We start from the raw sequence: 26987 nt of genomic DNA, 5'->3' as shown, positions 1-26987 counted from the left end.
TTGCCGCCACCCGGCCCGCTATGCAGATCCGAAACGTCGCCATCGTCGCCCACGTCGACCACGGCAAGACCACGCTCGTGGACGCCCTGCTCCAGCAGAGCGGCACGTTCGCCGCCCACGAGGCCACCATCGAGCGCGTGATGGACTCGATGGACCTCGAGCGTGAGAAGGGCATCACGATCATGGCCAAGAACACGGCCGTGCGCTACGTCACCGACGCCGGCGAGCCCGTCAAGATCAACATCGTCGACACGCCCGGTCACGCCGACTTCGGCGGTGAGGTGGAGCGGACGCTGCGCATGGTCGACGGCATCATGCTGCTGGTCGACGCCGCCGAGGGGCCGCTGCCCCAGACGCGCTTTGTGCTGTCGAAGGCCCTCGCGCTCGGGCTCGTCCCGATCGTGGTGATCAACAAGATCGACCGCGGCGACGCGCGCGCCGAGGAGGTGCTCGACGAGATCTACGACCTCTTTATCGACCTCGACGCCGACGAGCACCAGCTCGAGTTCCCGGTCATCTACGCCGTCGCGCGTGACGGCGAGTGCACGCTGGAGCTGGGCACGGAGCTGACCGACCTCAAGCCGGTCTTCGAGACGATCGTGAGCACGGTCCCGGCCCCGGCCGGCGACCCCGACGCGACGCTGCAGGTGCTGGTCACCGACGTCAAGCCGGACGCCTACCTCGGCCCAATCGCGATCGCACGCGTCGTCAACGGCACGCTCAAGCTCAAGCAGCGCGTGCTGATGTGCCACCGGACGGGCGAGACCAAGGCGACCCAGGTCACGAGCCTGTTCGTCTCCGAGGGCCTGGACCGCGTCGAGGCCGAGACGGCGACGGCCGGCGACATCGTCTACATCGGCGGCCTGACCGGCATCGGCCTGGGCGAGTCGATCACCGACGTCGAGGACCCCCAGCCGCTCGCGGCGCTCGACATCGACGAGCCGACGCTCTCGATGGAGTTCCGCGTCAACGACTCGCCGTTCGTGGGCAAGGACGGCAAGTACGTGACCTCCCGCAACCTGCGCGACCGGCTGATGAAGGAGGGCGAGGCGAACCTCGCGCTCCGCATCGACGAGACCGAGAGCACCGACCGCTACCTCGTCTTCGGGCGCGGCGAGCTCCAGATGGCGATCCTGATCGAGCAGATGCGCCGCGAGAACTACGAGTTCGCTGTCGGCATGCCGCAGGTGATCACGAAGCAGGTCAACGGCAAGACGCACGAGCCCTACGAGCGCGCGACGGTCGACGTGGCCGAGGAGTTCATGGGCGTCGTCATCGAAACGTTGGGCACCCGCAAGGGCATGATGGTCGAGATGAAGAACAACGGCGGCGGGCGCATCCGGATGACCTTCGAGATCCCGGCGCGCGGGCTCATCGGCTACCGGACCGAGTTCCTGACCGACACCAAGGGTACGGGCCTCTTGACCCACCTGTTCGACGGCTACCGCCCGTGGGCCGGGCCGATCACGCACCGCGCGACCGGCGCCATCGTGGCCGACCGCAACGGCAAGGTGACGCCGTACACGATCGTCAACCTGCAGGAGCGCGGCCAGCTCTTCGTGGAGCCCGGCGACGAGGTCTACAACGGCATGATCGTCGGCGAGAACGCGCGCGACGAGGACATGGAGGTCAACGCGACCAAGGAGAAGAAGCTGACCAACATGCGCGCCTCGGGCTCGGACAACTTCCTCAAGATGAACCCGAGCAAGAAGATGTCGCTCGAGGAGGCCATCGAGTTCATCCGCGACGATGAGCTGATCGAGATCACGCCGACCTCGATGCGCCTGCGCAAGCGGCACCTCGACCCCCACGAGCGCAAGCGGGCCAACAACGCCCGCAAGAACGAGGAGGGGTAGCGTTCAGGCGCGCGAGCAGGCAGAATGTGAGCACGGGCCGCTCCCTCGGGGGGCGGTCCGTGTGTCGTTTGGGGCAAGAGTCTCGGCAGGCTCCCCGCCTGCGCGAGGCTTTGAGTGACCGCTGGCGCCGGCAGGGGACCCACGGCGCCGCCGGGCCGTGTACCCGCGCCCGAGTCCCGGTGTCCTTCTTGTCCGACCTCCGCGGCGCCGTCCGGCTCCTCGCCGACGCCGTCACCGGCACCACCGACATCGTCGAGGCCGCGCACGCGGCCGTCACGCGGCGGCGCAAAGTCGGCGCCCGCAAGCGGGGGATCGCGGGGCTCGTGTACCGGATGATCCGGGCGATCACGCGGGGCACGGCGCGGGCGGCCGACGGGGGGCTGGCGGTGACCGAGCGGATCCGGCCGGAGGCGCTCGACGGGGCGCGCGGCGAGATCCGCGACGCGGCCGTCGCGGCGCTCAACGGGGCCTTTGGCGACACGCTCGCGATGACGGGCAACGAGCTGGCGACGGCGACCGAGATCCGCTACGACGGTCGCCCGCTCGACACCGATGCGGTCGCCGACCCGTCCGAGACGCTGCTCGTCTTCGTCCACGGCCTGTGCATGCACGACGGGCAGTGGGGCGACGACGAGCACGACCCCGGCGCGGTGCTGGCGTCGGCGCTCGGCGCGAGCCGGCTCGGGCTCCGCTACAACAGCGGACGCCACGTCTCGGACAACGGGGCGGAGGCGGCGGAGGCGCTGGAGGCGGCCGTCAGAGCGTGGCCCGTCCCGGTGCGGCGGATCGTCGTCGTGGCGCACAGCATGGGCGGGCTGGTGATGCGGAGCGCGCTGGGGCACGCCGCCGAGGCGGGGCACGGATGGTCGTCGCGCGACGTGTCGCTGGTGTGCCTGGGGACGCCCCACCACGGGTCGCCACTAGAACGCGTAGGGAACGTGGTCGACTCGCTGCTGGGGGCGACGCGGTGGACGGCGCCGTACGCGGCGCTCGGGCAGGCGCGGAGCGCGGGCGTCACGGACCTGCGCTTCGGGAGCGTCGCCCGGTCAGACTGGGACGGGCGCGACCGCTTCGCCCGTGGCCCGGACCAACGCGAGCCGCTCCCGCTCCCCGACGGCGTCGCCGTGTACCTGGTGGCCGCGACGCTGGGGGACGGGAAAAACGGCGTGCGCGACCGGACCGTCGGTGACGGGCTCGTCCCGCTCGACAGCGGGCTCGGTCGCCACCCCGACCCGGCGCTCGCGCTGGCGGTGCCCGCCGAGCGCCAATACGTCCTGCCGGGCACGTCGCACTTCGACCTGCTCCGTCGGCCCGAGGTGACGGCGCAGGTGCTGGCGTGGCTGGCGCCTAGCGGAGCCGGATCTCGCCGCCCGACGGCGTGAGCAGGACGGTCGGTCCGTCCGACACCACCGCCAGCGCCAGCGTCTCGGTCAGGTAGGCCTCGCACGTGTCGTTGTGGGCGTCGTGGACGAGCCAGAGCTCGGTGGCGGTCGCGGCCGACCGGGAGCGAGGTTCGAAGGTGTGCTCCTGGCATCCGCCGCTGTAGCTCACGACGGCCGTCAGCACGTCGCCGTCGAGGCTCGCGGACTCGACGCGGTAGGTGCCGCCGACGTCGGGCGGGCCGCTGGCGGTGGAGTCGCAGGCGGCGAGGACGAGGGCGGCCAGGAGGAGGGTACGCATCGGTAGAACGGGGCGGGCGCACGAACCTCGGACACCCGCTGGCGCCCCGCAAGGCCATGTGGACGCCCACTCGCGTCTAGAGCAGGGGCTTGCGCCAGCAGGCGGGCTTGCGCTAGCGGGCCGGCTCGTGCCAGCGACGGAACCCCTCACCCTGGCTGCGCCGACCTGCCGGTTGTCCCTCTCCCACAGGGAGAGGGGACGTGGTCTGGTGCGGGTCCGCCTGCTTGCGAGGCCGACACCCTCGGAAGCGGAGCGGCGGGCTCAGCGCACCCAGTCGCCGACGAAGGCGCGATAGACGGCCGCGAAGTCGGGGTGGAAGGGGACGCGGTTGTGGCCGGCGGTCTCGAACACGACGAGCCGCTTGCGGCCTGGCGCGAGCGGGGAGGCGGCGTACAACTCCTCGCTCATCCACGCCGGGATGCGGGCGTCGAGCGCGCCGGCCAGGATCAGCAGCGGCTCGTCGATGCGGCGGACCGGCGCCAGGCTGCCCTCGTCCGCGAGCGCGTCGGAGACCTCCAGCCGGACGAACGGACGGAAGACGGGGTACAAGTCGAACCGCGACGCCGCGTAGTCGGCCGTCGTCGTCGCCGAGTTTTCCAGCACCACACCCGCCGTCGCGCGCTCGGCGCCGACGTGGCTCGCGAGAAAGCTGCCCAGCGAGTGCCCGTGGACGATCACGCGCTCTGGTCCGACAAGCGCCGCGACCGCGTCGAACGTCGCCAGCGCGTCGGCTTTCAGCGCGTGCGTCGAGGCCTCTCCGGTGCTTCGCCCGTGGCCCCGGTGGTCGATCAGCACCACGTCGACGCCGGTGCGCAGGAGCGGGACCAGCTTTTTCAAGCCGAGCTGCGAGATGCGGAAGCCGTTGCCGCCGAAGTACAAGACCGTCGGGCGCGCGTCGTCGGGCGCCGCGTGGCGGACCCGCCAGCCCGCCAGCACGGCGCTGTCCGTCGCCACGTCGAACGGCTCGACGGTCGCCCCGGGGACCGCATTGACGACGGCCGCCGCGTCGAGCGCGGGTGCGGAGGTGTCGGTGTCGAGGCGTGGGTGCAACACGTGCTCGGGCCCGACGGCGACCGTCACGCAGCCGGAGGCGGCGAGGGCGAGAGCGAGGGCGAATGCACGCATGGATTCAGAAGTCGAGGGCCTGTCAAGATCGCTGGCGGGCACGCGTCTGCAAGCCGGTGCTGCCCTGTCGTCGGTACGTTTGGGGTCCCTCCGATCGTGCCCCGTGGATCTGCCCGTCCCCCAGCTGCCCGTCACCGACCCCGTGTTGATCGTGGCGATCACGATGGGCATCCTGCTCGCGGGCCCGCTGCTGTTCGAGCGGTTCCGCGTGCCCGGGCTCGTCGGGCTGATCGCGCTCGGCGCCATCGCCGGGCCGAGCGTCACCGGGCTGTTGGAGCGCGACGCGACATTCGTGCTGCTAGGCACGTTCGGATTGCTGTACCTCATGTTCATGGCCGGCGTCACGCTCGACCTGGCCGAGTTCGCCAAACAACGGACGCAAGCGCTGGCGTTCGGGGCCCTGTCGTTCGCCGTCCCGATGGCGCTGGCGCTGACACTCGCGCCGAGCGTGCTGGGCTACGGGATGCCCGCGGCGGCGCTCCTGGGCAGCATCGTCGGGAGCCACACGCTGCTGGCGCTCCCGATTGCGGGGCGGCTGGGGATCTCGAAAAACCGCGCGCTCGTGATCGCGACCGGCGCGACGCTCGTCACCGATCTGTTCTCCCTCCTGGTGCTGGCCGTCGTGCAGGGCGTCGCCAGCGGAGAGGCCGATGCCGAGTTCTGGATGCTGTTTGTGGTCAAGGACATCGTGTGGGCGGCGGCCGTGCTGTGGCTGATGCCCAAGGCCGCGCGCGCGTTCTTTCGGCGCGTCCGCCGCGAGGACGACGCCGCGTTCGCGTTCCTGCTGGCGCTCGTCTTCTTCGCCGCGTGGACGGCGTCGCTGGCGGGGCTGGCACCCATCATCGGCGCGTTCCTGGCGGGCATCGCGCTCAACCCGCTGATCCCCAAGAGCAGCCCGCTGATGACGCGGCTGCAGTTTGTCGGCAACGCCTTCTTGGTCCCGTTCTTCTTGGTCTCGGTCGGGCTGCTCGTCGATGTCGGCGTGCTCGGGTCGCCGACCGTGTGGGGGCTGGCGCTGCTGTTCTCGGCGATCGTGTTCGTGGGCAAGGGTGGGGCCGCGATGCTGGGCATTCCCTTTTTCGGGTTCACCCGCGACGAGGCGCTGACCGTTGCCGGACTGACGATGCCGCAGGCGGCGGCCACGCTCGCCGTGACGTTGATCGGGTTCGATATCGGGCTGTTCTCGCAGACCGCCGTCAACGCCGTCGTCGTCGTGATCGTCCTGACGTGTCTCGTCGGTCCGAGCCTGGTGCAGGCCGTCGGGCGCCGCGTGGCGCTGGCGGAGGCGGACCGGCCGTACGAGCCGGCGTCGGCGCCCGAGCGGATCGTGGTGCCGCTCTCGAACCCCGAGACGGCGGCGGACTTGATGGAGCTGGCGCTCTTGCTGAGGAGCCCCCAAAGCGAAGAGCCGGTCTTCCCGGTCGCCGTCGCGCGAGCGGGCGCCGACGAGGCCGAGAACGTGGCCGCCGCCGAGCGGCTGATGGAGCGGGCCGTGCTCCACGCGACCGCCGCGTCCGTCCCCGTCTCGCCGACCGTCCGCATCGACGACAACGCGGTCCGGGGCATTCTGCGCGCCGGGCGGGAGGTCCGCGCGAGCGAGGTCGTGGCCGGGTGGAACGGGCAGCGGTCGCCGGGGGCGATGGTGTTCGGGCACGTCATCGACGGGGTGCTCGCGGAGAGCCGGGCGATGGTGGTCGTGGCGCGGCTCGTCGCCCCGCTCGCGGCGGCGCGGCGGCTCGTCGTGCTCGTCCCGCCGCTCGTCCACCGTGAGACCGGGTTTGCGCGCGCGGCGCGCGTGCTCAAGGTGCTGGCGGCGCAGAAGGGGCTCAGAGTGGTCGCCTTCGCCGCCAGCGACGACGCGTCCGAGGTGGAGCGCCGGCTGACGGAGGCCCGGCCCGAGGCGTCCGTCGAGGTCCGCCCGCTCGACGAGTGGTCCGGCGCCGTCCGCGCGCTCGACGACGAGGTCTCGACCGGCGACGTGCTCGTGCTGATCGGCGTCCGCCACGGCGCCGTCGCGTGGCGCCCCGCGCTGACGCGGCTGCCCCGCGTGCTCGCGCGCCGCCACCCCGGCCTCGACCTGCTGTCTATGACGCTGTCTGAAGCCGCAATCGTCCCGCTCGTCGCCGAGGCTGTCGACGGCGACGGGGTCGAGGACCTGTCGCTGCCGCCCGAGCACATCGTGCTCGACCTGAGCCCGGCGTCGGCCGAGGCGATGCTGCGGCGCCTGCTCACGCCCGGCTTCCCCGACCACCCCGGCGTGGCGGCGAAGCTCGCGACGCGGCTGGCGGCGATGCCCGACGACGCGCCCGAGGTGATGCCCGGCGTCGTGTTCTACCACGCGCACGTGCCCGAGGTGGAGGCGCCCCAGGTCCACGTCGGGGTGTGCCCGCGCGGGGCGCCGCTGCCGCACACCGGCCAGCCCGCGCGCGTGGTCGTGGTGCTGCTGGCGCCGGACGCGATGGACGCCGAGGCGTACCTCCGCCAGCTCGCGGTGACGGCGCAGCTGATCCGGTCCGAGTCGACGGTCGAGCGCTTGGTCGCGGCCGAGTCGCCCGAGGCCGCTCGCGACGCCCTCTTCGGCGCCGTCCGCGACGACCTCGCGATGGAGCCGGCGGACCTCCCCGCCACGAGCTAGGCGGACGACGGAAGGGGAGCCGGCCGCGCCCGTCTCGCCACGAGGCGAGCATGCAGGCAGACGCCGCCGCCGGTCGTGGGACCGCCCCGCGCGAGCGGCCCTCGTCTGCGAACGCACGGCGCAGGGCTCGACAAGAGTCTGTGGAGCCGCTCAAGACAGGAGTCAGGGGACCGATACCGGAGTAACTCCGAGCCGTTCTGACGCGTCTGTCAGTCCCCGACCGCCGAGACCATGCCGCCCGCTGCTGAAGCCCCCTACGAGATCGTCCCCGCCGGCCCCACGCTGGAGGGCATCGCGTGGCGGCAGGTCGCGTTCGTCGTGCTGGCGCTGATTGCGGGGCTCGCGCCGCTCGTGCTCGCGTACGCCCTCGCCGCGTAGCGCCCGGGGCGACGAGGGCTCCGCCAGGCGACGGCGGACGACGCTGGAACCGCGCGCGCGGTCTGGCCATCCCGGAGGCGCACCCCCGGCCGACCCATGCGCCTCGGACACCTCCGCCTCGACGTCGCCGACCTCGACCGCCAGACCGCGTTCTACACCGAGGTCCTGGGCCTGTCCGTCCGCGAGCGGGCGACGGACGACGTGAGTCACTACGCCTTCCTCACCGACCGCGCGCCCATCCCTGAGGGCGCGGCTGACGGAATGCACCACCGGCTCGTGCTCCGCCAAGCGCGCAAGCCTGCCCCCGCGAAGGCGGGGGGCTCCGCGCCGGGCCCGACCGGCCGGTTCGACCACTTCGCGTGGGAGGCCGAGACGCCGGCCGAACTGCTGGCGGTCGTCGATCGCGTCCGCGAGCGAGGCGGGGAGGTGGACCTGCAGGACGCGCAGATCGCGTGGCAGGCGTACTTCCACGACCCCGAGGGCACGCGCGTCGAGGTCTACTGCGACCGCCGCACGGCGCCTGACGGCGACCCGCTCTGGCGCGGCCGCCAGCAGGACCTCGACGAGGCCCGCTTGCGCAAGGCGGCAGGCCCGTGAGTCCTTGGTTGGGTTCGTGCGGATAGGTCGCGGCGGACCCTACGGCGTCCCTTCTCCCCACGGGAGAGGGACGGGGTGAGGGGGGCGAGCGAGCGTCACAGCCCCATCGTCTACTACTCCCAACCCCTCTTGGCTGCGCCGACGCTTCGCGTTGTCCAGGAGGGAGGCTCCGTCGCCCCCACCTTGGCGCCGAGGCAGACCCGGACCCCTCACTCCTCGTTTTTCCAGTACCCCCAGCTCGACTTCCGGACGCGGTCGCCGCCGAGCCCGGTGAACAGCATGAGCGGGCGGATCCAGCCGTGGAGCGTCTTCTTGACGCGGCCCTGGTCGAGGCGGCGGTGGTCGCGCTCGTAGACCTTGAGGCCGCCCGCGAACGTCACCCGCCAGCCCGCCTTCCGGACGCTCCACAGCGCGTAGATGTCCTCGTTCGCCGTCAGCGCCGGGTCGAAGCCGCCCGCGTCGAGGAGGGCCGTCCGGCGGAAGAGCATGTTCGAGCCCGAGCCCGCCGGGACCGTCAGCCACGACATGGCGCGGATGCCGAACGAGAACAGCTTGTAGTAGAGCCGGTAGTCGTCGTCGGCGGAGAGCTTGGCGCCCTGCACCGCGCCGACCTTCGGCCCGAGGTCGAGGGCCTGCCAGCCGGTCCAGTAGTCGTCGCCGAACGACATGTCGGCGTCGGTAAAGAGGACCCACTCCGTCGTGGCCGCCTCCAGCCCGATCTGCCTCGCGATGGGGATCGAGCCCCGATCCTCGATGACGACGGCCGGCGGGCGCCGGGCACGGATGATGTCGCGCGTGTCGTCGTCGCTGGCGTCCACGACTACGAGCCCGACGGCCGGGTCGATAGAGTCGAGGAACGGGCCGATGTTGGCGGCCTCGTCTTTCGTCGGGACGATGACGGTGAGGTCGGAGAGGAGCACGGGCGAGCAGGGCGGGGGACGGGGAAGGTCGGACGTGGGGACGAGGCGTGGGGAGAGCCCCGTCGCCTCTCACCCGTTACTCACCGTCGACGGGCTCCAGCCCGAGCACGGCCTCGCCCTGCTCGAAGACGACGTCGACCGGGATGCCCGCGTCGGCGACGCGGTCCAGGCTCTCCGAGAGCGCGGGCGACATCCGGCCGTACTGCTGCACGAAGGCGTCGACGGTGTCGTAGTCGCCGTCGCCCTGCAGCGTCAGGATCCGGCGCGCGAGCGCCTCGATGGCCGGGCCCATCCGCGCCGGGACCACGCGCCAGACCTGCCCGTCGGACGTGGCCTCGGGCTCGATGGCGCCCTGCTCGCGGAAAAAGTTGAACCGCACCAGGTTGGCTCGGCCGTGCGCGCTCGACGCGCCGAAGCGGATGGAGCGGAAGATGGAGGCCACAAACGTCACGTAGTGCTCGTCGAGCGAGGCCTCGGCCCAGTCGCCGCGCGCGATCAGCTGCTGCACCATGTAGAGGCCCAGCACGTCGGCCTTCCCCTCTTCGAGCGCGCTCGCGCGGTCCTGCAGCGCCTCGCGGACCGTCCCGCGCCCGTCGACGGTGGTCTTGATGCCCAGCCCGTGCGCCACCTCGTGGAACATGGTGTTGCCGAAAAAGGCCTCGAACGTCACGAGCTGGCGCTGATCGTCGGGGAGCAGCACGTCGGCGATGGGGACCAGGATGCGGTCGAACTTGGCCCGCATCACGTTCTGGAGCTGGAGCCGTCGCGAGCCCTTTTCGAGCTGCACCGACTCGTCATTCGGCAGGTTGATGGCGATCGTCTTCGAGCCCGAGTTGGCGTCGCCAGCCACGAACACCACGTCGTAGGCCCCCAGGTCGGCGTCTGCGCCGGGCGACTCGGCGCGGTAAATGCTGTCGACGGGCAGGCCGCGCTGAAGCTCGGGCAAGAGCGCCGCGTAGGCGCTCAGCCGCGCGCTCCACGCCTGGTCCTTGACGAGCACGAACGCCTCGTGCGCCGCCTTGAAGCCCGCCAGCCCGTCCTCGTACGTCTCGATGGGCCCGATCACGATGTCGAGCGGGTTCGTCCGCATGTCCATCCACGCGAGGTCGCTGGCGCGGTAGTCGTCGGTGAGGAGCGCGTCGGCGCGCAGGCGGAGAAAGGTCTCCAGACCGGGGTCTTGGGCGAGGTCGGCCGCCGCCCGCAGGTGCCGCGCGGCCGTCTCGTGGGCGCTGGCGAACGCCTGGTGGTACGGCACGCCCTGCAACTGCCCCGCCTCGTCGCGGCGGACGACGGTGTACAGCCCGGTCAGATTGCGCTCCGGGTAGAGGTCGGCGGCCGCCAGCAGCTCGTCTTTGCCCAAGCCGGCCGGGTAGAGGTTGGCGCCCGGCGCCTTGGCGGGCACGCCCGGCAGGAACGCCGCGTCGCCGTCGAGCCGGTCGTACGGCCCGTAGTTGACCTCGACGTAGCGCCGGGCGGGGGGCGACAGGCCCGCGAGCAGCGAGTCGCGGTCGCCATACGTTTGCTGCCAGAACACGTCGTCCATGGCGCGCGCCGCGGCGATGAGGTGCGGCAGCATCGCGCGCGTCGAGTCGCTCAGGCCCGACAGGTCGGAGGTCAGGCGAACCGTCGTGTACTGCGCCAGCTTGTCGAGCAGGACGGAGTCGGCGGCGTTGGCGGCCGCGAGCCCGTCCGTCGTGGCGGTCGGCGAGGGGCCGTCGGCGGCGTCGCCGGAGAGCTGACAGGCGCCGAGCGCGAGGACGAGGGCGAGGGCGGCGAGGGTCGGCTTCATGGGCGTCGGGGGCGTGCGCGGCCGAAGATACCCGGCGGGCCGTGCGCCCCGGATGCCAGACCTGCTGGCGCCAGCCCCCCTCTTGCGCCGACCGAGCCAAGGCCGTTCCCTCCGGTACACCAGGGCCGCCGAGTCCTGGCTCAACCCAACTTGGCATCTTGGGATCCCCGTCGCGCACCGCGTCCCGTCCGCGCTGGAGTCGGGCCGTGCTCGGCTGAGGTCCATCGACTCGCTGCGCTCGCTCGGGATGACAAAGGGGCTCGGTCACGGCCTTCGGAGTGGGGGGCGAGCTGACCGCAAGCCCGCAGCCAAGAGCTATACGCAGCACTCCGGCGACCGGAGCCTGAAGCCCACGCCGGGACGCTCGATAACCCCCACGTCCTCGGGGAGCCCGACCGTGCGCCGCCGAGGGTCTACATTCTCGGCGCACCCGAGACCCACGCCATGCCCACCGGCGGCGACGACGTCATCCGCTGCTCCTTCTGCAGCCGCACCGCCCACGAGGTCACCTCGATGGTGGCCGGGCCCGACGTCTACATCTGCGACCGCTGCATCCACGACGCCTCGGGCATCGTGCGCGGCGACCTCCAGGCCTACGTCCCGCCGACGGCCGCCGCCGCGGCCGCCCGCCGCTCGGGCCGCCCGCGCCGGATGACCCCGCGCGAGATCAAGGGCGCCCTCGACGAGCACGTCATCGGCCAGGACGGCGCCAAGCGGACGCTCGCAGTCGCCGTCTACAACCACTACAAGCGGATCGAGGCCGAGGAGTACCTCCACGCCTACGACGACGTCGAGCTCGAAAAGTCCAACATCCTGCTCCTCGGGCCCTCCGGCACCGGCAAGACCCTGCTGGCGCGGACGCTCGCGAAGATCCTCGACGTCCCGTTCTCCATCGCCGACGCGACGGCACTCACCGAGGCCGGCTACGTAGGCGAGGACGTCGAGTCGATCCTGAGCCACCTGCTCCAGTCGGCCGACTACGACGTCGAGCGCGCCGAGCGCGGGATCATCTACGTCGACGAGGTCGACAAGCTCTCGCGCCGCGGCGACAACGCCTCCATCACGCGCGACGTGTCGGGCGAGGGCGTTCAGCAGGCGCTCCTCAAGATGCTCGAGGGGACGGTCGCCGGCGTCCCGCCGAAGGGCGGCCGCAAGCACCCCGAGCAGTCGCTCGTCCAGTTCGACACCCGGAACGTCCTCTTCATCTGCGGCGGGGCCTTCGACGGGCTCGCGCCCCAGATCGCCCGGCGCCTCTCCCAGTCGCCCATCGGCTTCCACGCCAGCGACGCCCGCACGGTCGACGTGGCCGACCCGACGCTCTTCCGCCACGCCGAGCCCGACGACCTCCTGCGCTACGGGCTCATCCCCGAGCTCATCGGCCGCCTGCCCGTGCTGTCGTCGCTCGACGCGCTGACCCCCGAGGACTTGCGCCGCATCCTGACCGAGCCCAAGAACGCGCTCGTCCGCCAGTACCAGAAGCTGTTCGCCATGGACGGCGTGGACTTGGTGCTCGACGACGGCGCGCTCGACGCCGTCGTGGACCAGGCCGTCGAGCTGAAGACCGGGGCCCGCGGCCTGCGGTCCGTCCTTGAGCGCGCCATGCTCGACCTCATGTTCGAGGCGCCCGACACCCACGCCGGGCTCGTCTGCCGCATCACTGCGGCGACCATCGCCGACGGCGAGGCCCCGGTCTACGAGGAACGCAAGGCGTCGGCGTAGGGCTCGCGGGAGGGGACAGAGGGACGGGAAACCGGCAGAGGCTCTGCACCGACTGCGACGCCTGCCCGTCGGGGCGTAACGCAATACGCCCGGACCCGCTGCCTTGCCCGTCCACACGGTTATCCACGCCGTGGACAACTCCGTGGACCGCTGCCGCTTGCGCTATCGCCGCACCACGCGCCGGGAGACCACCGCCCCGTCCGCCTCGACGCGGACGCCGTAGACGCCCGCCGCCAGCGCCCCGAGCTCGATGTGCAGCAGACCAGGCCCGACGCGACCAGTCGTCCCCATGCGCCGCCCCAGCGCGTCGATGACTGTTGCCCGGACCTCGGCGCCCGCGCGGACCCGCACCGGCACCGACACCGCGCTCCCCGTCGGCACCGGGAACGGCGCACCGACCGCCAGCGCTAGCGGCCGGTCTTCGCCCGTCGTCGACGTCGCAAACACGCGGCCCGCCAGCGTGGCGTCGGTCACGAACGGGTTCACGCACGGCCCCGCCGCGCAGCCGGACTGGAAGCCGGCGACGCGCTCCGAACGGGCCACCTCCGCGTCGGTCGGCGGGTCAGCGGCGTGCCACTGGAGCAGGGTCGGCGCCTGGCTCTCGAACCACGGGGCGTCGACGCGGTCGGGGTAGGTGGCGGCGATGTAGAACATGGCCCGCGCCACGTCGCCCCGTACGGACGCGCGCGGCTCGAAGCCCGACGACGTGTCCTGGCTCCACGCGTCGGGGTCGGACGGCGTGGCCGACTGCGTCGCGTCGCCCTGGTACCAGCGCGAGGGGGCGGTGTCCGAGATCGTCCGGAACGGGTCGCTGCCCCGGTCCGCGTTCACGTCGACGCGCGTGGGGAAGAGGTGGTGCATGTCACGCTCGGCGAGGTGGTTGTCGGTGCCCCGCGAGCGCGGGAAGATGTGCTCCTGGTTGATGCCCTGCCCGTTGTTGAACACGTCCTGGCTCGGGTCCGAGTTGGGGACACCGTCGAAGGGCACGAACGCGCCCGAGTACAGTCCCACCACGCCGTCCTGCCCGGCGACGGTCGCGCGGTCGACGGTGTCGTAGAGCCGGTCCTTGCTGGCGGCGTCGGACAAGACCGACGTGGGCGAGTAGCGGGCATCCACGCAGTTGGCGGCCTCTGAGCCGACGAGACCGGGGCAGGCCTGGGCGCCAGCGGGCGCGGCGAGGAGGGCGGCGGCGAGCAAGAGCGGGCGCATGGCGTCGGTCGGGGGGCGGGCGCAAGGTCGCGCCGGAGGACGGGCAGGACCGCCCCCCCCCCCCCGCTCGGCAGCGCCTCGTCCCATCCCGCCGTCGGCCGGCGCTCCTGCGCACATGGTGGACCCCGCTCCCCGCCCAAGCGTACCCTGGGGCATGCTCCGGACCGCCGCGATCCACGTTCGAAAGGCCCTGACGCTGCCCCAGTACTACGGGGGCGGCCTGTTCAAGGTGTTCGCGACGGAGCCCGTGTTCATCTGGGCCCAGGCCATCGCCTTCAAGACGCTGGTGACGTTGCTGCCGCTTCTGGCGCTGGCGGCCGGCATCTTCGGGCTGGTGCTCAAGCAGGAGGAGCCGTTCACCACCGTCACCGAGTTCTTGCGGGGGTTCTTGCCGCGCGACCAGAGCGACGGCCTCGTCGACCTGGTGCTCCAGCTCCAAGAGGCGTCGACAGGGCTGACCGTGTTCGCCGCGGTGTTCTTCTTGGCGACCGTCATCACCATGTTCTCCACGCTGCGCTACGTCGTCGGCGCGGCGATGGGGGAGAGCCGCCACCAGATGCGGTCCATCGTCGGGGGTTACCTCTTCGACCTGCGGCTGGCGGCGCAGGTGGGCACCCTGTTCCTGCTGTCGTTCGCCATCACGGCCGGCGCGCGCGTGCTCTCGGCCCGGAGCGACTCGATGGCGGCCCAGGCCGGCCTCGACGCGGGCGCCGTCTCCGCGTTCACCGGCGGGCTGCTCCAACTCGTGACGCTGCTGATCCCGTATGCGCTGACGGTCGGGATGCTGGCCCAGCTCTACTACCTCGTGCCCCGGCCGCGCGTCCCGTTGCAGAGTGCGTTCTGGGGCGCCGCCGCTGCCGCCGTCCTGTTCGAAGTCGCCAAGAATGGGTTCGCGTACTACGCCACCTACGTCGCCAACTTCGACCGCTACGCGGGCCCCGAGGAGGGGCTGGGCGGCCTCGGCGGCGTGTTCGGGGTCATCCTGGCGTTCGTGTTCTGGGTCTATCTCTCGGGCCTGATCCTGGTGGCCGGCGCCGCGGTGACGTCTCTCCACGAGAAGCGGAACCGGCCGAGGCGCTCGCGCCTGCGCAAAAAGTGGGCACGCAAGGAGGGCGAGTTCCGCAAGCACCGCGAGCGGGTCGAAGCCGAGGCCGCCGAAGCGGTCGTGGCGACCGTCGAAGCGGCCGACAGCACGGCCGACGGGCCCGGCGGGGATGGCGCCGTGGGGGGCCCGTCTGTGCCAGAAACGGACATTTCCGCCCCAGAAAGCGGATCCGCAGCGACGTAGCTTCCGTGCCCCTTCCGCTCGGCCGCCGCGTGACCGCCGCCCGTCTCTTCTTCCGCTTCGCGGCGCTCGTCGCGGTCTTCGCCACGGCCCCGGCCCAGGCGCAGGCGCCGCTCACCCTCGTCGACGACGAGACGAGCGTCGGCTCGGTCGGCTTCGCGTTCTCCGAGGGGCAGACGCTGGAGGTCGCCAACCTGGAGCTTCAGATCGCGACGACGGCCCCGCCGGGCAAGATCCTGGGTGTGTTCGGCGGCGGCGACCGCGACGCGACGTACCCCTTTCTGCCGGTCGAACTGGCCAAGGACGTGGTCCGGTTAACGCGCTACTACGAGCAGAGCGGCTTCCCGCGGGCGTCGGTCGACTATGCCGTCGTGCTGGACACGACGCGCAACCGGGCGGCCGTCACGTTCGAGATCGCCGAGGGGCCGCCGCTGCTGGTCCGCGAGGTCACGTTCGCCGGGCCCGGCCAGAGCCCCGTCGCCGACGTGCTGGCGCCTGAACTCCGCAACGAGTGGCGCGAGTTCGCGCGCCGCCCCGTCGTGGCGACCGGCGACCGGCTCGACGCCTTCGCGCTCGTCCAGCTTCAGAGCCGGACGCTGGCGTGGCTCCGCAACCGGGGCTACGCCTGGGCCGACGCCGGCGCCGAGCAGTTCCCCGACTCGACCGGCCTGCGCGCCGACGTGCGTGTCAAGGTCAACGTCGGGCCGCGCGCTCGCGTGAGTGCGGTCCAGGTCGAGGGCGACTCGTCGCTGGCGCGCGGCGTCATCACGCGCGAGCTGCCGGTCCAGCCCGGCGACCTGTTCGACGCCAGCGCGCTCGTCGACGGCCAGCGCGAGGTGTTCGGGCTGGGCCTGTTCACGCTCGCCCTGGTCGACATCGCGCCCGAGGCCGTCCGCGGGGACACGTTGGTGCCGGTCGTCGTGCGCGTCCGGCGCGGCCCGAGCCGCATCCTCAATGCCTTCACGGGCTACTTCTCCGACGGCGGCGTGACGGTGCAGGCCTCGGCGACCCACCTCAACGCGTTCGGTGGCGCGAGGCGCCTGGGGGCGGCGCTGGAGTGGCGGACCGGCATCGGCGCCGGGCTCGGCGGCGGCGGCCGGGCGTCGGTCACCGGCGGCCCGATCCGCGACTTCCGCCTGTCGCTGCCCTTCCGCCAGCCCTACGTCTTCGACCGCCGGCTCTCGTACACCCTGCAGCCGTCGTACCGCGTCCGCGACGACGAGATCGAGTCGAGCACCCAGACCGAGCTGTCGAACACGCTGCTCTACACGCGCGGCCCGCTCCAGACGGCGGGCCTCTCGCTCACCGGCCGCGCCCGTGACCTCTCGCGCGGCCTGGGCCTGCGGATCCTGGATGCAGGTCAGTTCGCCGAGCCGCCCGGCCCGTTCCTGCCCGATACGCTGCAGGCCACGACCGGCGTCGTCGGGCTGGACGTGGTGTGGGGCAAGCTCGACGACGCGCTCCAGCCGACGCGCGGCTACGTCCTCCGGCCGTCCGCCTCCATCGCCGGCGGTGATGTCGCGTACGGCCGCGCCCGGCTGGCGGCCTCGGTCACGATCCCGCTGCAGCGCCGGGTCGGCGTCGTGGCCCGGCTGACGGTGGGGACGCTGGCGGCCTTCGGCAGAACGAGCCCCGACAACCTGGCCGACTACGTCCTCTTCCGCGACCAGCTCTTTTATGCGGGCGGCACCGGCGACGTGCGCGGCTGGGCCGCCGCCCGGCTGGGTCCGAAGACCTTCGCCGTCACGCCACCCGTCGTCACCGCAGGCGAGACGCCGAGCCCGTCGCTCATCACCAGCCCCGGGGACGTCAACTACGTCGGCGTCGGGGGCCGGTACAAGGCGTCGGGGAGCCTGCAGCTCAACCTGCCGCTCCCGCTCGGGCCGCAGTGGGGGGCGAACGTGTTCGCCGACGCGGGCCTCGTCGCCGCGCCCAGCGACGTGCCCGCCGAGGACCTGGTCCGCGCCGCCGGCACGCGCGCCGACGCCGACCTCGCGGACGTGCTGGCCGAAGAGGGCGGGCTGCGCGTCGGCGTCGGCGCGGGCATCCAGTACCTCACGCCGGTCGGGTTCGTCTCCATCGGGCTCGGCTTCAAGGTCAACCCCTCGGCGCTCGACATCCGCGAGCCGGCGGCCGTCTACTGCGGCTCGTCCATCTTCGCCGGGGAGCCCTCGTGCGGCGCCGACGCGCTCGGCGACGAAACGTACCCCGGCTACGTCGGCGCCCGCCAGCGCGGCGCGGCGTTCGACATCGACGACGTGCCGACCCGCAAGGTCTTGGGCCTCGGGGTGTTGGGCCGGCTCCAGCCCCACTTCTCGATCGGACAGACGTTCTAACCGGCCCTCGCCAGACCTTTCCGCCGCTCGCGGCGTTTCGCCTCCCGTGCCCACCGACCCCACCCGCACCGACCTCGGCCCCTCGGGCGACGGCGCCGCGCCTCGCGGTGCCGTGCCGGCGTCGGGCACGGGCGCGTCCGACGCGGCCGCGTCGGGCGCGGGGGCGGCGCGCGGGCGGCGGAGCCGCCGCAAGCAGGTGGGCAACGGGCTGCTCGTCGGGCTCGGCGCGCTGGCGACCGTCGTGGTGGGGGCCCTCGTGTTCTTGCAGACCACGCCCGGCCAGACGTGGGCGCGCGGGCTCGTCGTCGGGCAGATCGCCAACGTCTTCGCCGACGACGCCGAGATCTCGGCCGAGGGCTTGGAGGGCAACTTCCTGACCGGCGCCCGCCTCCGGGGCCTCACCGTCGCTAGGGACGGCGAGACGATCCTGGCCGTCGACACCGTCCTCGTCGACTACAACCTGACGACGCTCTTGCGGCGGACGTTCTCGGCCAGCGAACTCGCCATCCGCGGGCCGCGCCTCACCATCCGCCAGCGGGCCGACAGCACCTTCAACCTCGCGGGGCTGCTCAAGCCCGCCGATGAGGAAGAGCAGAAGGACCCCTTCGCCGTCGTCCTCGACCGGCTCGTCGTGACGAACGGCGCCGCCGACGTGATCTGGTACCGTCCCGACGGCCCGGACTCGGTCCACGCCGTCCGCGACGTGTCGGCGCTCGTCCGGGACTTCCGCTCCCGGGGCGACTCGCTCTCGGGCGACATCGAGGGGCTGGCGTTGCGGGCCATCGCTCCGTTCGAGCGCGCCACAGCCCAGCTTGCCGCCGCCGGGCGATTCTCGAAGCAAGAGCTCGACCTGCGCGAGCTGTCCATCGCGAGCACGTCGGGGACCGACGTGACGGGCCACGCCCGGCTGGCGTTCATGACCGACGGGTCGCTCCCCGTCTTCGACGCCGTCCTCGAGGCCACCCCCATCGCGCTCGAAGACGCCCGCGCCTTCGCCGGGGTCACGCTCTACGGCGACCCCCGGATGCGGCTCCGCGTCGACTCCGACGGCGACCTGCTGACGACCTCGCTGGCGGGCGCACTCGGCGACGCGACGATCTCGCTCGACGGCGAGTTCAGTCGGGAGACCGACGGGCCGGTCCGCTACCGCGCCCAGGGCACGTTGCAGCGCTTCGACCCGTCGGAGCTGACCGGCAACCCGGCGCAAGCCGCCGAGGTCACCGGCGACCTCCGCCTCAACCTCCAGGGCACCACGCTGGCGACGCTGAGCGGCCCCTTCAACGTGGCCCTGCGCGAGACGCGCGTCGGCGGGCGGACCATCGACCGGCTCGACGTGGACGGTTCGTTCGCCGCCGGCCGCGTGACGTTCGACATCGACGGCGCGCTCCCGGGCGCGACCATCGTCGCCGAGGGCCGCGCCCGGCCGTTCGACGAGGTCCCCACGATCCAGGTCGCGGGCACGGCGCAGGACGTGGACCTGGGCGTGCTGCTCCCTGGCTCGGGCCGGACCGACGCCTTCGCGGGCGAGTTCGCGCTCGTCGGTCGCGGCGCCTCGCTGGACACGTTCTCCGGCAACCTCGCCCTCGACCTCACCCGCGCCGACATCGGCCTGCGCGACCGACGCCTGAGGTTCACGGCCGTCGACCTCGACGCCGACATCGACCGGGGCGTCGTCGCCTTCGACACCGACGCGACGCTCGCCGACGGGGCCGGCCGGATCGTGGCGCTCGGCACGCTCCAACTCGGCGACCCCCTCGCGTACGAGGTGGTCGAGGGCGAGGCGTACGGGCTCAACCTCACCGCGCTCACCGGTAAGGAGACGCAAGACAGCGACCTCACGGGCTCGTTCACGTTGTCCGGCCAGGGCCTCGACCTCACGCAAGCGCCCATCGACTTGACGGCGAACCTTACGGACTCGCGGTACGGCACGTACGAGGTCGCCGCCAGCGACCTCGACGTGATCCTGCGCAACGGCACCGCCCAGATCGACGCCGCGCTCGACTTCGGCCCGGGCGGCCAGCTGACGGCGACCGGCACCGCCCAGCCCTTCGCGCTCCCGCTGAGCTACCGGCTAGAGGGGACGATGCAAAACCTCGACCTCGCCGAGGTGCAGGGCATCCCCGAGCGCTACAGCGACCTCACCGGGGCGTACTCCGTGAACGGGTCCGGCATCGACCCGACGACGGCCGTCCTGAGCGCGCAGGTCCGCATCACCGAGCCGTCGTCGTACGGTGAGCGCTTCGTCGACGGGGCGGACCTCGCCGTCACCCTCGACAACGGCTTCCTGACCGTCGACGGCGACTTGGTCACGCCCGAGGGCGCCTTCGACCTCGCCTTCTCCGGCCGCCCGTTCGACGCGAACCCGGGCTACGAGTTCGAGCACGCCTGCTTCTCCGACCTCGACGTGTCACGCTTCGCCGAGGCCGCCCCCCGGTCCGACCTCAACGGCTGCTTCTCCGGCCGCATCTCCGGCGTCGCCGAGATCGCCTCGGCCGACGGGCAGGGCGTCGTCACGCTCCGCCCGTCGCGCATCAACGACGCCGAGATCGACGACGGCCGCATCGCCTTCACCTTGCGCGACGGAGCGCTCGACGCCGACCTCGACCTGGCGCTGGCCTCGCCGGCCGCCGACGAGGGCGTGGCCGAGGGCGGGCGCGTCGTCGCCACGTTCGTCGGCCGCCCGTTCGACGAGGTCCCCAGCTACGCCGTCGAGGGCCGCACGGTCGGGCTCGACGCGGGGACGTTGCTCGACCTCCCGCCCGACAACCCGCTCCGCGTCACGCTGGCCTTCGACGTGACCGGCCGCGGGTTCGACCCGGCCACGATGACACTCGCGGGCGCGCTCGACGGCGGCCCGTCGACGTTGGGGCCCATCGGCCTCGACACGCTGCAGACGCGGTTCGCCCTCGACGGCGGCGTCGTCCGGTTCGACACGCTGCGCGTCGAGAGCGACCTCGCCACCGTGCGGGGCGCGGGCACGCTGGCGCTCTTCAACGACACGGCGCCCTCCGCCTTCCACCTTGAAGGGGCCATCGCCAGCTTGGCCCCGCTGGCGTCGATGACCGAGCGGACGATCGGGTTGGAGACGGGCACACTCGTGCTCGACGTGGCGGCCGAGGCGGGCGGGCCGTTGCGCATCGTCGGGGCCGCCGAGGCCCGCCAGATCATCGTCGACGACTACGCGCTGACCGGCCTCGACGCGACGCTCAACGCCGCCTACGACCGGTCCCTCCCGGACTCCGTCGCCGCGTTCGACCGCTTCGACGGCGCGCTCCGCGCCCAGTTCGCGGTGCTCAACGGGCCCACCTTCCGCGTCGAGCAGGGCCAGGCGGTCGTCGGCATGGACGACGGCACGTACACCGTCGAGGCCGGCGTCCGCGTCGACGACCGCCGCGACCTCGACCTGTTCGCCCGGTTCGACCCGACGGCCGAGGGCGTCCTGCTGGAGCGCGGTCGGTTCAAGCTCGACCGCAACGAGTGGTCGCTCCTGCAGCCCGCCGAGATCTCGCTCGCCGACGGCGTCATCGACGTGCGCGGCCTGATCCTCGCCTCCGACGACGGCGCCCGCCAGATCGCCGCCGACGGCACGCTCGACTTCGAGGGCCAGCAGAACTTCGTGCTCACCGTCGAGAGCCTGCCCATCGACGCGCTCACCGACTTCGTGGCGCTCGACGCGCTCGGCGGCGAGCTCTCGGCGACGCTCGACCTGACCGGCTCGGCGACCGCCCCCCGCATCGACGGCGTCGTGACGCTCGACGACCTCACCTCGCGCGGCCAGCCCGTCGGCGCGCTCGCCGCCGAGGTGGCGTATGCCGACAACCGGCTCCGCGTGGACGCCGTGCTCACCCACGTCGACGGCGAGACGCTGACCGTCGACGGGACCGTCCCCTTCCAGTTCTCGCTCGCCTCCGCCATCGGCGAGGCGCCGCTCCCCGACGAGCGCGTGGCCCTTCGTGCCCGCGCCCAGGCCTTCCCCATCGACTGGGCCCGCCCGTTCCTCGACGACCGCGTCTACAACGCGCTCGGCGGCACCTTGCGGCTCGATCTGAGCATCGCCGGCACGCAGGCGAGCCCCCGCCTCGACGGCGTCGCGACGTTGCAAAACGGCCGCCTCGGTGTCGTCAAGACGGGGCGCATCTACGAGCCCATCGTCGCCGACCTCACGTTCCAGAACGACCGGATCGTGCTCGACGACGTCCGCATCCTGGACGAGACCGGCCGGACGGCCCTCGACATTACCGGAGACATCCGCCTGCGCGAGTTGTCGGTGGGCGAGTTCGACCTGACCATCACCCCGCGCGAGTTCCTGGCGATGGACTCGCGGACGTACCGGGGCCTGACCATCAACCGGGGCCCGCAGCCGCTCCGCCTGACAGGCACGCTCGACAAGCCGGTCCTACGCGGCTCGGTCGTGCTCTCCGAGGGCGACATCTACCTCACCGACGAGCTCGTCCCGCCGGAGCTGGAGCCGGTGACGCTGACCGACGCCCAGATCCGCGAGGTCGAGGCCCGCTTCGGCCGCGTCGTCACGGCTCGCGACACGTCCCAGAGCCGCTTCGTCGACGCGCTCGACTACTCGCTCACCGTCGAGATCGAGCAGAACGTGTGGCTCCGCTCGAACGCCGGGCTCACGTTCGACATCGAGTTCTCCGGCGACGTGGAGGCCCGCAAGCGGTCGTACGCCGAGGGCAGCCAGCTCTTCGGCCGCATCGACCTCGGCCGGGGCACGGTCGAGACGCTCAACCGACAGTTCCAGCTCGAGGACGGGTCGATCCTGTTCAACGGCGACCCCCTCGCGGCCCGCGTCGACCTCGCGGCGACGCTCGACATCCGCCTGCCGGGCTCGGTCGCTGGGCAGTCGTCGGCGACGATCACGCTTTCCGCCGAGGGCCGCTTGGACGATAACCCGACGATCCGGCTCAGCGCGAACCCGGCCATGGAGGCCGCCGACATCGTGTCGCTCATCGCCACGGGCCGGCTCGCGGACGACTTCGTGGGGACGGGCGCGCTGGCGGGCGCGGGGACGGGCTTCCTCCTCGGCCAGGCCTCGGGCGTCTTCGAGGGGCTCGCGTCGGAGAAGCTGGGCCTCGAGATGGTCCAGATCGACTACGAGGGCGGCGACTTGGTCCTCAAGTTCGGCGACTACCTCGCTAGCCGCCTGTTCTGGACGGCGGGCGTCATCGTCCCGCTCGGCGACACGTCGCAGGGCGAGCAGCGCCTGCCACTGCTCCTGTCGCTGGACTACGAGCTGCTCCGCTGGCTCAGCGCCCAGGCGGAGTACTCGGGCCAGCGCGGCGTCGGTGCCGGCCTGGACTATGAGCTGAGCTGGTAGAGGCGGTAGGTCGCAGGGGCGGATCGCGAGACGCCCGTCCCGACCGTCGGGGATGTGCCGATCCGCCCGCAGGCTCCCTCGGTTCTGCGCCGAAGGACCTCCACCCCGGGCGCTACCTTCCGGGCCCCCGACGACCGCCATGCCGACCGACTCCCCCACGGACGGGGCGCAGCCCTCGCTCGCCGCCGACCCCGACGCGCCCCGCAAGCTCTACATCGCCGTCGCCGGCAACATCGGCGCGGGCAAGAGCACGCTGACCCAGATCCTGGCCGACACGTTCGGCTGGAGCCCGTTCTTCGAGGCCGTCGACGACAACCCGTACCTCGCCGACTTCTACGACGACATGCGGCGCTGGAGCTTCAACCTCCAGGTGTTCTTCCTGTCGAGCCGGTTCAAGCACCAGAAGCAGATCGAGGCCCAGCCGGGCTCCGTGGTGCAGGACCGGAGCATCTACGAGGACGTCGAGATCTTCGCCCGCAACCTCCACGACATGGAGCTGATGGACGGGCGCGACTACGTCAACTACGCCGAGCTGTTCTCGATCATGGTCGGGTACCTCCGCCCGCCGGACCTGCTGGTCTACCTCCGCGCCGACGTCCCGACGCTCGTCCGCCACATCCAGGCGCGCGGTCGGGAGTTCGAGACGTCCATCCGCCTCGACTACCTCGAGCGGCTCAACGAGCTCTACGAGGACTGGATCGACCGGTACCCGTACCCCAAGATGGTCGTCGAGACTGACGACCTCGACTTCGTCAACGAGGATGAGGACCGGTACGAGATCCTGAGCCGCATCGAGAACCGGCTGTTCGGGCTGTTCCCCGTCGAGGGGTGAGCCGGGAAGGGCACGGGGCGCGGGGCGTGGGGCACGAGGGGCTCCGGCGGCTGGCGCTCGTGGGGATGCTGGTGGTCGGAGGCGCGGGCGTGGCCTCGGCGCAGACCGATTCGACGGCGATGCCCGTCCCCACCGTCCCGGACTCGCTGGCGGCGCTGCCCGTGGCTCCGCCGGCCGGGCCGCCCGTCGCCCCGTTCGCGCTCGCCGGAGGCCGCGCCCTGGCGCCCGTCCCCGCGACGACGGCCGCGCTCGACCTGGGCGCCCTGCTGGCCGACGTGCCCGGCGCCTTCGGCTACGCGGCCGGCGCGCCAGGCCACACCGCCGGCACGTCGCTCGACGGGCTTGGCCCCGAGGCCCCCGGCCTGGCGCTCGACGGGCGGCCGCTGCACGACTTGGTCACCGGCGCGCCCCGTGTGGACCTGCTCCCGCTGGCGCTCATCGGCCCGCTCGTGGCCACCGACGGGGAATGGGGCCGCGCGCTGGGCGTGGCCGCCTCCACGCGGGATTTGCGGCTGGCGGTGCCTGTGACGGAGCTGCGCTACCTCGGGGGGCAGGACGGGATCCAGCACGTCTCGGGCTCGCACTCGCAGACGCGGCTGCCCCCGGCGTTCCTGCGCGGCGGCAGCCGCGAGAGTCGCCTCACCGTGACCGGCCACGCCGCCAGCCGGTCGGCCGACTCACCACTCGACGGCGGCGACCTCGCGCACACCGACGCGAGCGCGCGGCTCTTGCTCACGCGCCCTGGCGTGGCGATCGAGACCGGCGTGCTGTACACCGACCGCACCGTCGGCGCCCGCACCGGCGTCGTTCCCCGAGCGGGCCAGCCGCTGGCAGCCATCTTCAGCAGCAACACGGCGACCGTGCTGGGCCCCAGCGCCACGCGGCGGACGCTGCGGACGGAGGGCTGGCTCCGCGCTCGCGTCCCGATCGTGGGCGCGCCGACCGAGGCGGGGCTGGCGCTGGCAACGCAGCGGCTGGCGTTCGCGCCGGGGCTCGGGGCCGACACCGTCCGCGTCCACGCCGCGCGGTGGGCAGCCTTTGCCGAGCAGCCCGTCGCGGCGGGCGCCCACGCGCTCCGGTTGCGCGTCGACGTGACGGGCGAGCCGTCGCCGGGGCCGATCGGCGGAGCCCTCGCGGGCGGCACGCGGTTCGGCGTCCATGCCGGCGTGTCGGACTCGGTCCGCCTCGGGGCGCTGGCGGTCGCTGTGGCCGCAGGTGCGCACTCGGTCGGTGGAGATGCATGGCCGTCGGCGTCGGTGCGCGTCGCCAGCGGGGCGGCGTTCGCGAGCGTGCGGCTGGGGGGGCGCCCACGGTCGCGGCTGGCGGAAGCCGGGCTGCCCGGGCGCGTCCTCGTCGGCGGCGGGCTGGAGCGGACGCTGGCGGCGGACGTCGGGGCGGCGGCGCGGCGGGGCGACTGGCGCACCCACGTGCGGGCGTTTGCGGCGGCGACCGAGGGCGAGACCGTTGCGCTGGCGATCGGCGACTCGCTGGCGCAAATCGCGACGGCGCTCGACCCCGTCCTCCGCGTCGGCGGGACGCTGGGCGTGGGCTGGCGCGAGGCGACGGAGCGGGGCCTCTACGCCCGTACGCAGGGCACGGCGCAGGTGCTGAGCGGCGGCGGCGACTTGGGCGATCGCTTGGACGCCGCGCTCCCCCGCGCCTGGGGCGACGCCCGCTTGGGCGTGCGTGCCGACGACGTGGGCGACGGCGTCCTCGACCTCGATCTCTCCGTCCGCGTCCGCGCGTGGACCGACCTCCGCAGCCGCCGCATCGAGCCGACGACGGGGCTGCTGCTGCTCGCGGACGCGTCGGGCGACCTGGGGCCGCTCCTTCCCGCCCGCGCGCTCGTCGGGCTCGACGCCACGGCCACGTTCCAGACCCGCGCCTCGCTCTTCGTGCGCTACGACCACGCGCTCGGGGAGCGGGCCTACGGCGCCGTCGTCACGCAGGGCGAGCCGCTGGCCCCCCACGTCCTGCGCTTCGGCGTGTTCTGGGCGCTGCTGGACTAAGGATCAGGAATGATAGAGGGGCCGAGGCGTGCTCAGCTCCAGCCGAACCCGAGGCGCGAGACGCAGCGATGCGCCCCGGCTTCAGGGGTCTCTGAATCGGAGTTCGGTTCCCGCGCCGTCCGCCGCATCGTCCGTAGCGGAGCGACCGCCAGCGAGGCGCCCATCGCCATGGGGCGGCTGCTCCGCGCGGCGCCCAACCCGGTCGCGGACCGCGTCGCCGTCTGGTTTGAGCTGGCGGCGGCGCCGTCGGTCCGGCTGACGCTCGTCGACGCGCTCGGCCGCGAGGTGGCCGTCGTCACGTCCGGCGACCGGGCAGTGGGGCGGCACGACGTGGCAGCCGATGTCTGAGGGCTCGCGCCCGGGACGTACCTCGTCCGGCTGGCGACGGAGATCGGGCTGGACCCCCTGCCGGTCGTGGTGACGCGGTAGCGAGGTGTTCGACGCCGACGGCTCCCCCCGTCCGAGCACCCTTGAGCGAAGCGATGGCAGCGGGCGGGGGGGGCGAGAGCTACTTCGCAGCGGCGTCGGCCACGTCCCAACCGTACTCCAGGAGCGGGCGGACGGCCTCGGCCGTCTCGACCACCAGGTCGGCGAACGACGGCGAGGCCACGTCCTCCTCCGAGATGTCGGAGCGGACGGCCGCGAAGCCGCCGCGCCAGCGGAAGTAGTCGGCGGCGGCGTTGTCGCGGTGGTCCTCGAAGCCGCGCGGCATCCGGGTGAGCTCGCTGCCGGCCGTCTCCATCACCAAGCCCGCGCCCTCGGCGGCGGCGACGGCGTCGAGGAAGGGCTGCGGGTCGGCGGCCATCCGGGTCCGCCACGCGCGCAGGAACTCGCGGTCGGCCCGCCAGAACCCGCCGCCGACGCGGTTGGCCCCGGGCTCGACGTGGATGTAGAGCGCGCCCGGCGCCCGCTTGTCGCCGTCGCGCGAGAGGACGGCCGCGACGTGGGTCTTGTACGGCGCCTTGTTCTTCGAGAACCGCGTGTCGCGGTGGATCCGGAACACGGCGCGCTTGGGGTCGCCGGAGAGCGGGAGCCCGCGCTCGGGCAAGCGCCGGCTGAGGTCGGTGACGAGCATCCGCATCGGCTCGCGCAGCTCCTCGTTGTAGAGCTCCTTGCGGGGACGGAACCACTCGCGGTCGTTGTTGCGCTTGAGCCGGCGGAGAAAGGCGAAGGCGTCGTCGGTGAGGCCGGGGAAGGGGGCGAGCACGTCGGGCGGTGTGGCGATCACGGAGCGTCGGAGGGTCAGTTGAGAGAACAGGTCGGCCTCCTCCTACGCGCGAGTGCC

The 26987-nt window shown here is 72.7% G+C and carries 18 protein-coding genes; 12 read left to right on the top strand and 6 right to left on the bottom strand.

The window, feature by feature from the left end; all coding sequences use genetic code 11:
• Positions 1 to 20 precede the first annotated feature (20 nt).
• Both typA and ACLII4_RS00870 read left to right on the top strand, forming a co-directional pair.
• Positions 21 to 1856 (top strand): translational GTPase TypA, encoded by a 1836-nt coding sequence (gene typA / locus ACLII4_RS00875; RefSeq protein WP_412068998.1) that lies wholly within the window; start codon positions 21 to 23, stop codon positions 1854 to 1856.
• Between the two features lie 188 nt (positions 1857 to 2044).
• The gene (locus ACLII4_RS00870; protein WP_412068997.1) at positions 2045 to 3238 is read left to right on the top strand and encodes an alpha/beta hydrolase; all 1194 of its coding nucleotides are present in this window, start codon (positions 2045 to 2047) and stop codon (positions 3236 to 3238) included.
• Here ACLII4_RS00870 and ACLII4_RS00865 read toward each other — a convergent pair.
• On the bottom strand, positions 3204 to 3536 hold the full coding sequence (locus ACLII4_RS00865) for a hypothetical protein (protein ID WP_412068996.1): 333 nt from the start codon (positions 3534 to 3536) through the stop codon (positions 3204 to 3206). The genes ACLII4_RS00870 and ACLII4_RS00865 overlap by 35 nt on opposite strands.
• A 261-nt stretch (positions 3537 to 3797) precedes the next feature.
• Positions 3798 to 4661 carry an alpha/beta hydrolase gene (locus tag ACLII4_RS00860; protein ID WP_412068995.1) on the bottom strand — a complete coding sequence of 288 codons (864 nt, stop codon included), beginning with the start codon at positions 4659 to 4661 and terminating at the stop codon, positions 3798 to 3800.
• 103 nt (positions 4662 to 4764) lie between these two features.
• Between ACLII4_RS00860 and ACLII4_RS00855 the strand changes: the two genes are divergently transcribed.
• The 3 genes from ACLII4_RS00855 (at position 4765) to ACLII4_RS00845 (ending at position 8271) form a co-directional block, all read left to right on the top strand.
• Positions 4765 to 7296 (top strand): cation:proton antiporter, encoded by a 2532-nt coding sequence (locus ACLII4_RS00855; protein WP_412068994.1) that lies wholly within the window; start codon positions 4765 to 4767, stop codon positions 7294 to 7296.
• 231 nt (positions 7297 to 7527) lie between these two features.
• Positions 7528 to 7674: a hypothetical protein gene (locus ACLII4_RS00850; RefSeq protein ID WP_412068993.1), complete on the top strand. Its 147-nt coding sequence runs from the start codon at positions 7528 to 7530 to the stop codon at positions 7672 to 7674.
• 96 nt (positions 7675 to 7770) lie between these two features.
• Complete coding sequence (locus ACLII4_RS00845) at positions 7771 to 8271, top strand: VOC family protein (protein WP_412068992.1); 501 nt, start codon at positions 7771 to 7773, stop codon at positions 8269 to 8271.
• Positions 8272 to 8480: 209 nt separating this feature from the next.
• Here ACLII4_RS00845 and ACLII4_RS00840 read toward each other — a convergent pair whose 3' ends face one another.
• Positions 8481 to 9191, bottom strand: a complete 711-nt coding sequence (locus tag ACLII4_RS00840; RefSeq protein WP_412068991.1) for a glycosyltransferase — start codon at positions 9189 to 9191, stop codon at positions 8481 to 8483.
• A gap of 76 nt (positions 9192 to 9267) precedes the next feature.
• The gene (locus ACLII4_RS00835) at positions 9268 to 10980 is read right to left on the bottom strand and encodes a dipeptidyl-peptidase 3 family protein (protein ID WP_412068990.1); all 1713 of its coding nucleotides are present in this window, start codon (positions 10978 to 10980) and stop codon (positions 9268 to 9270) included.
• A 444-nt stretch (positions 10981 to 11424) separates the two neighbouring features.
• On the opposite strand from ACLII4_RS00835, the gene clpX reads away from it, so the two are divergent.
• On the top strand, positions 11425 to 12699 hold the full coding sequence (gene clpX / locus ACLII4_RS00830; RefSeq protein WP_412068989.1) for an ATP-dependent Clp protease ATP-binding subunit ClpX: 1275 nt from the start codon (positions 11425 to 11427) through the stop codon (positions 12697 to 12699).
• A gap of 162 nt (positions 12700 to 12861) precedes the next feature.
• On the opposite strand, the gene ACLII4_RS00825 is transcribed toward clpX, so the two are convergent.
• Positions 12862 to 13908 carry an endonuclease gene (locus tag ACLII4_RS00825; RefSeq protein WP_412068988.1) on the bottom strand — a complete coding sequence of 349 codons (1047 nt, stop codon included), beginning with the start codon at positions 13906 to 13908 and terminating at the stop codon, positions 12862 to 12864.
• Between the two features lie 154 nt (positions 13909 to 14062).
• On the opposite strand from ACLII4_RS00825, the gene ACLII4_RS00820 reads away from it, so the two are divergent.
• From ACLII4_RS00820 to ACLII4_RS00795, 6 genes are all read left to right on the top strand, one after another.
• On the top strand, positions 14063 to 15196 hold the full coding sequence (locus ACLII4_RS00820; RefSeq protein WP_412068987.1) for a YihY/virulence factor BrkB family protein: 1134 nt from the start codon (positions 14063 to 14065) through the stop codon (positions 15194 to 15196).
• A gap of 29 nt (positions 15197 to 15225) precedes the next feature.
• A complete protein-coding gene (locus ACLII4_RS00815) occupies positions 15226 to 17529 on the top strand; it encodes an outer membrane protein assembly factor (RefSeq protein ID WP_412068986.1) in 2304 nt (767 codons plus the stop codon).
• Positions 17530 to 17575: 46 nt separating this feature from the next.
• A complete protein-coding gene (locus ACLII4_RS00810; RefSeq protein WP_412068985.1) occupies positions 17576 to 22861 on the top strand; it encodes a translocation/assembly module TamB domain-containing protein in 5286 nt (1761 codons plus the stop codon).
• Positions 22862 to 23000: 139 nt separating this feature from the next.
• Complete coding sequence (locus tag ACLII4_RS00805; RefSeq protein WP_412068984.1) at positions 23001 to 23693, top strand: deoxynucleoside kinase; 693 nt, start codon at positions 23001 to 23003, stop codon at positions 23691 to 23693.
• Complete coding sequence (locus ACLII4_RS00800; RefSeq protein ID WP_412068983.1) at positions 23690 to 25702, top strand: hypothetical protein; 2013 nt, start codon at positions 23690 to 23692, stop codon at positions 25700 to 25702. Before ACLII4_RS00805 ends, ACLII4_RS00800 begins: the two co-directional genes overlap by 4 nt.
• Before the next feature lie 168 nt (positions 25703 to 25870).
• Positions 25871 to 26050, top strand: a complete 180-nt coding sequence (locus ACLII4_RS00795; RefSeq protein ID WP_412068982.1) for a hypothetical protein — start codon at positions 25871 to 25873, stop codon at positions 26048 to 26050.
• Between the two features lie 160 nt (positions 26051 to 26210).
• On the opposite strand, the gene ACLII4_RS00790 is transcribed toward ACLII4_RS00795, so the two are convergent.
• Positions 26211 to 26930, bottom strand: a complete 720-nt coding sequence (locus ACLII4_RS00790; protein WP_412068981.1) for a DUF2461 domain-containing protein — start codon at positions 26928 to 26930, stop codon at positions 26211 to 26213.
• Positions 26931 to 26987: the final 57 nt, after the last annotated feature.

This window comes from Rubrivirga aquatilis, assembly GCF_046845665.1.
In the GTDB taxonomy this organism is placed as follows: Bacteria; Bacteroidota; Rhodothermia; order Rhodothermales; family Rubricoccaceae; genus Rubrivirga.
The sequence above is the reverse complement of the archived record's forward strand: the minus strand, read 5'-3'. Positions and strand labels throughout refer to the sequence as shown.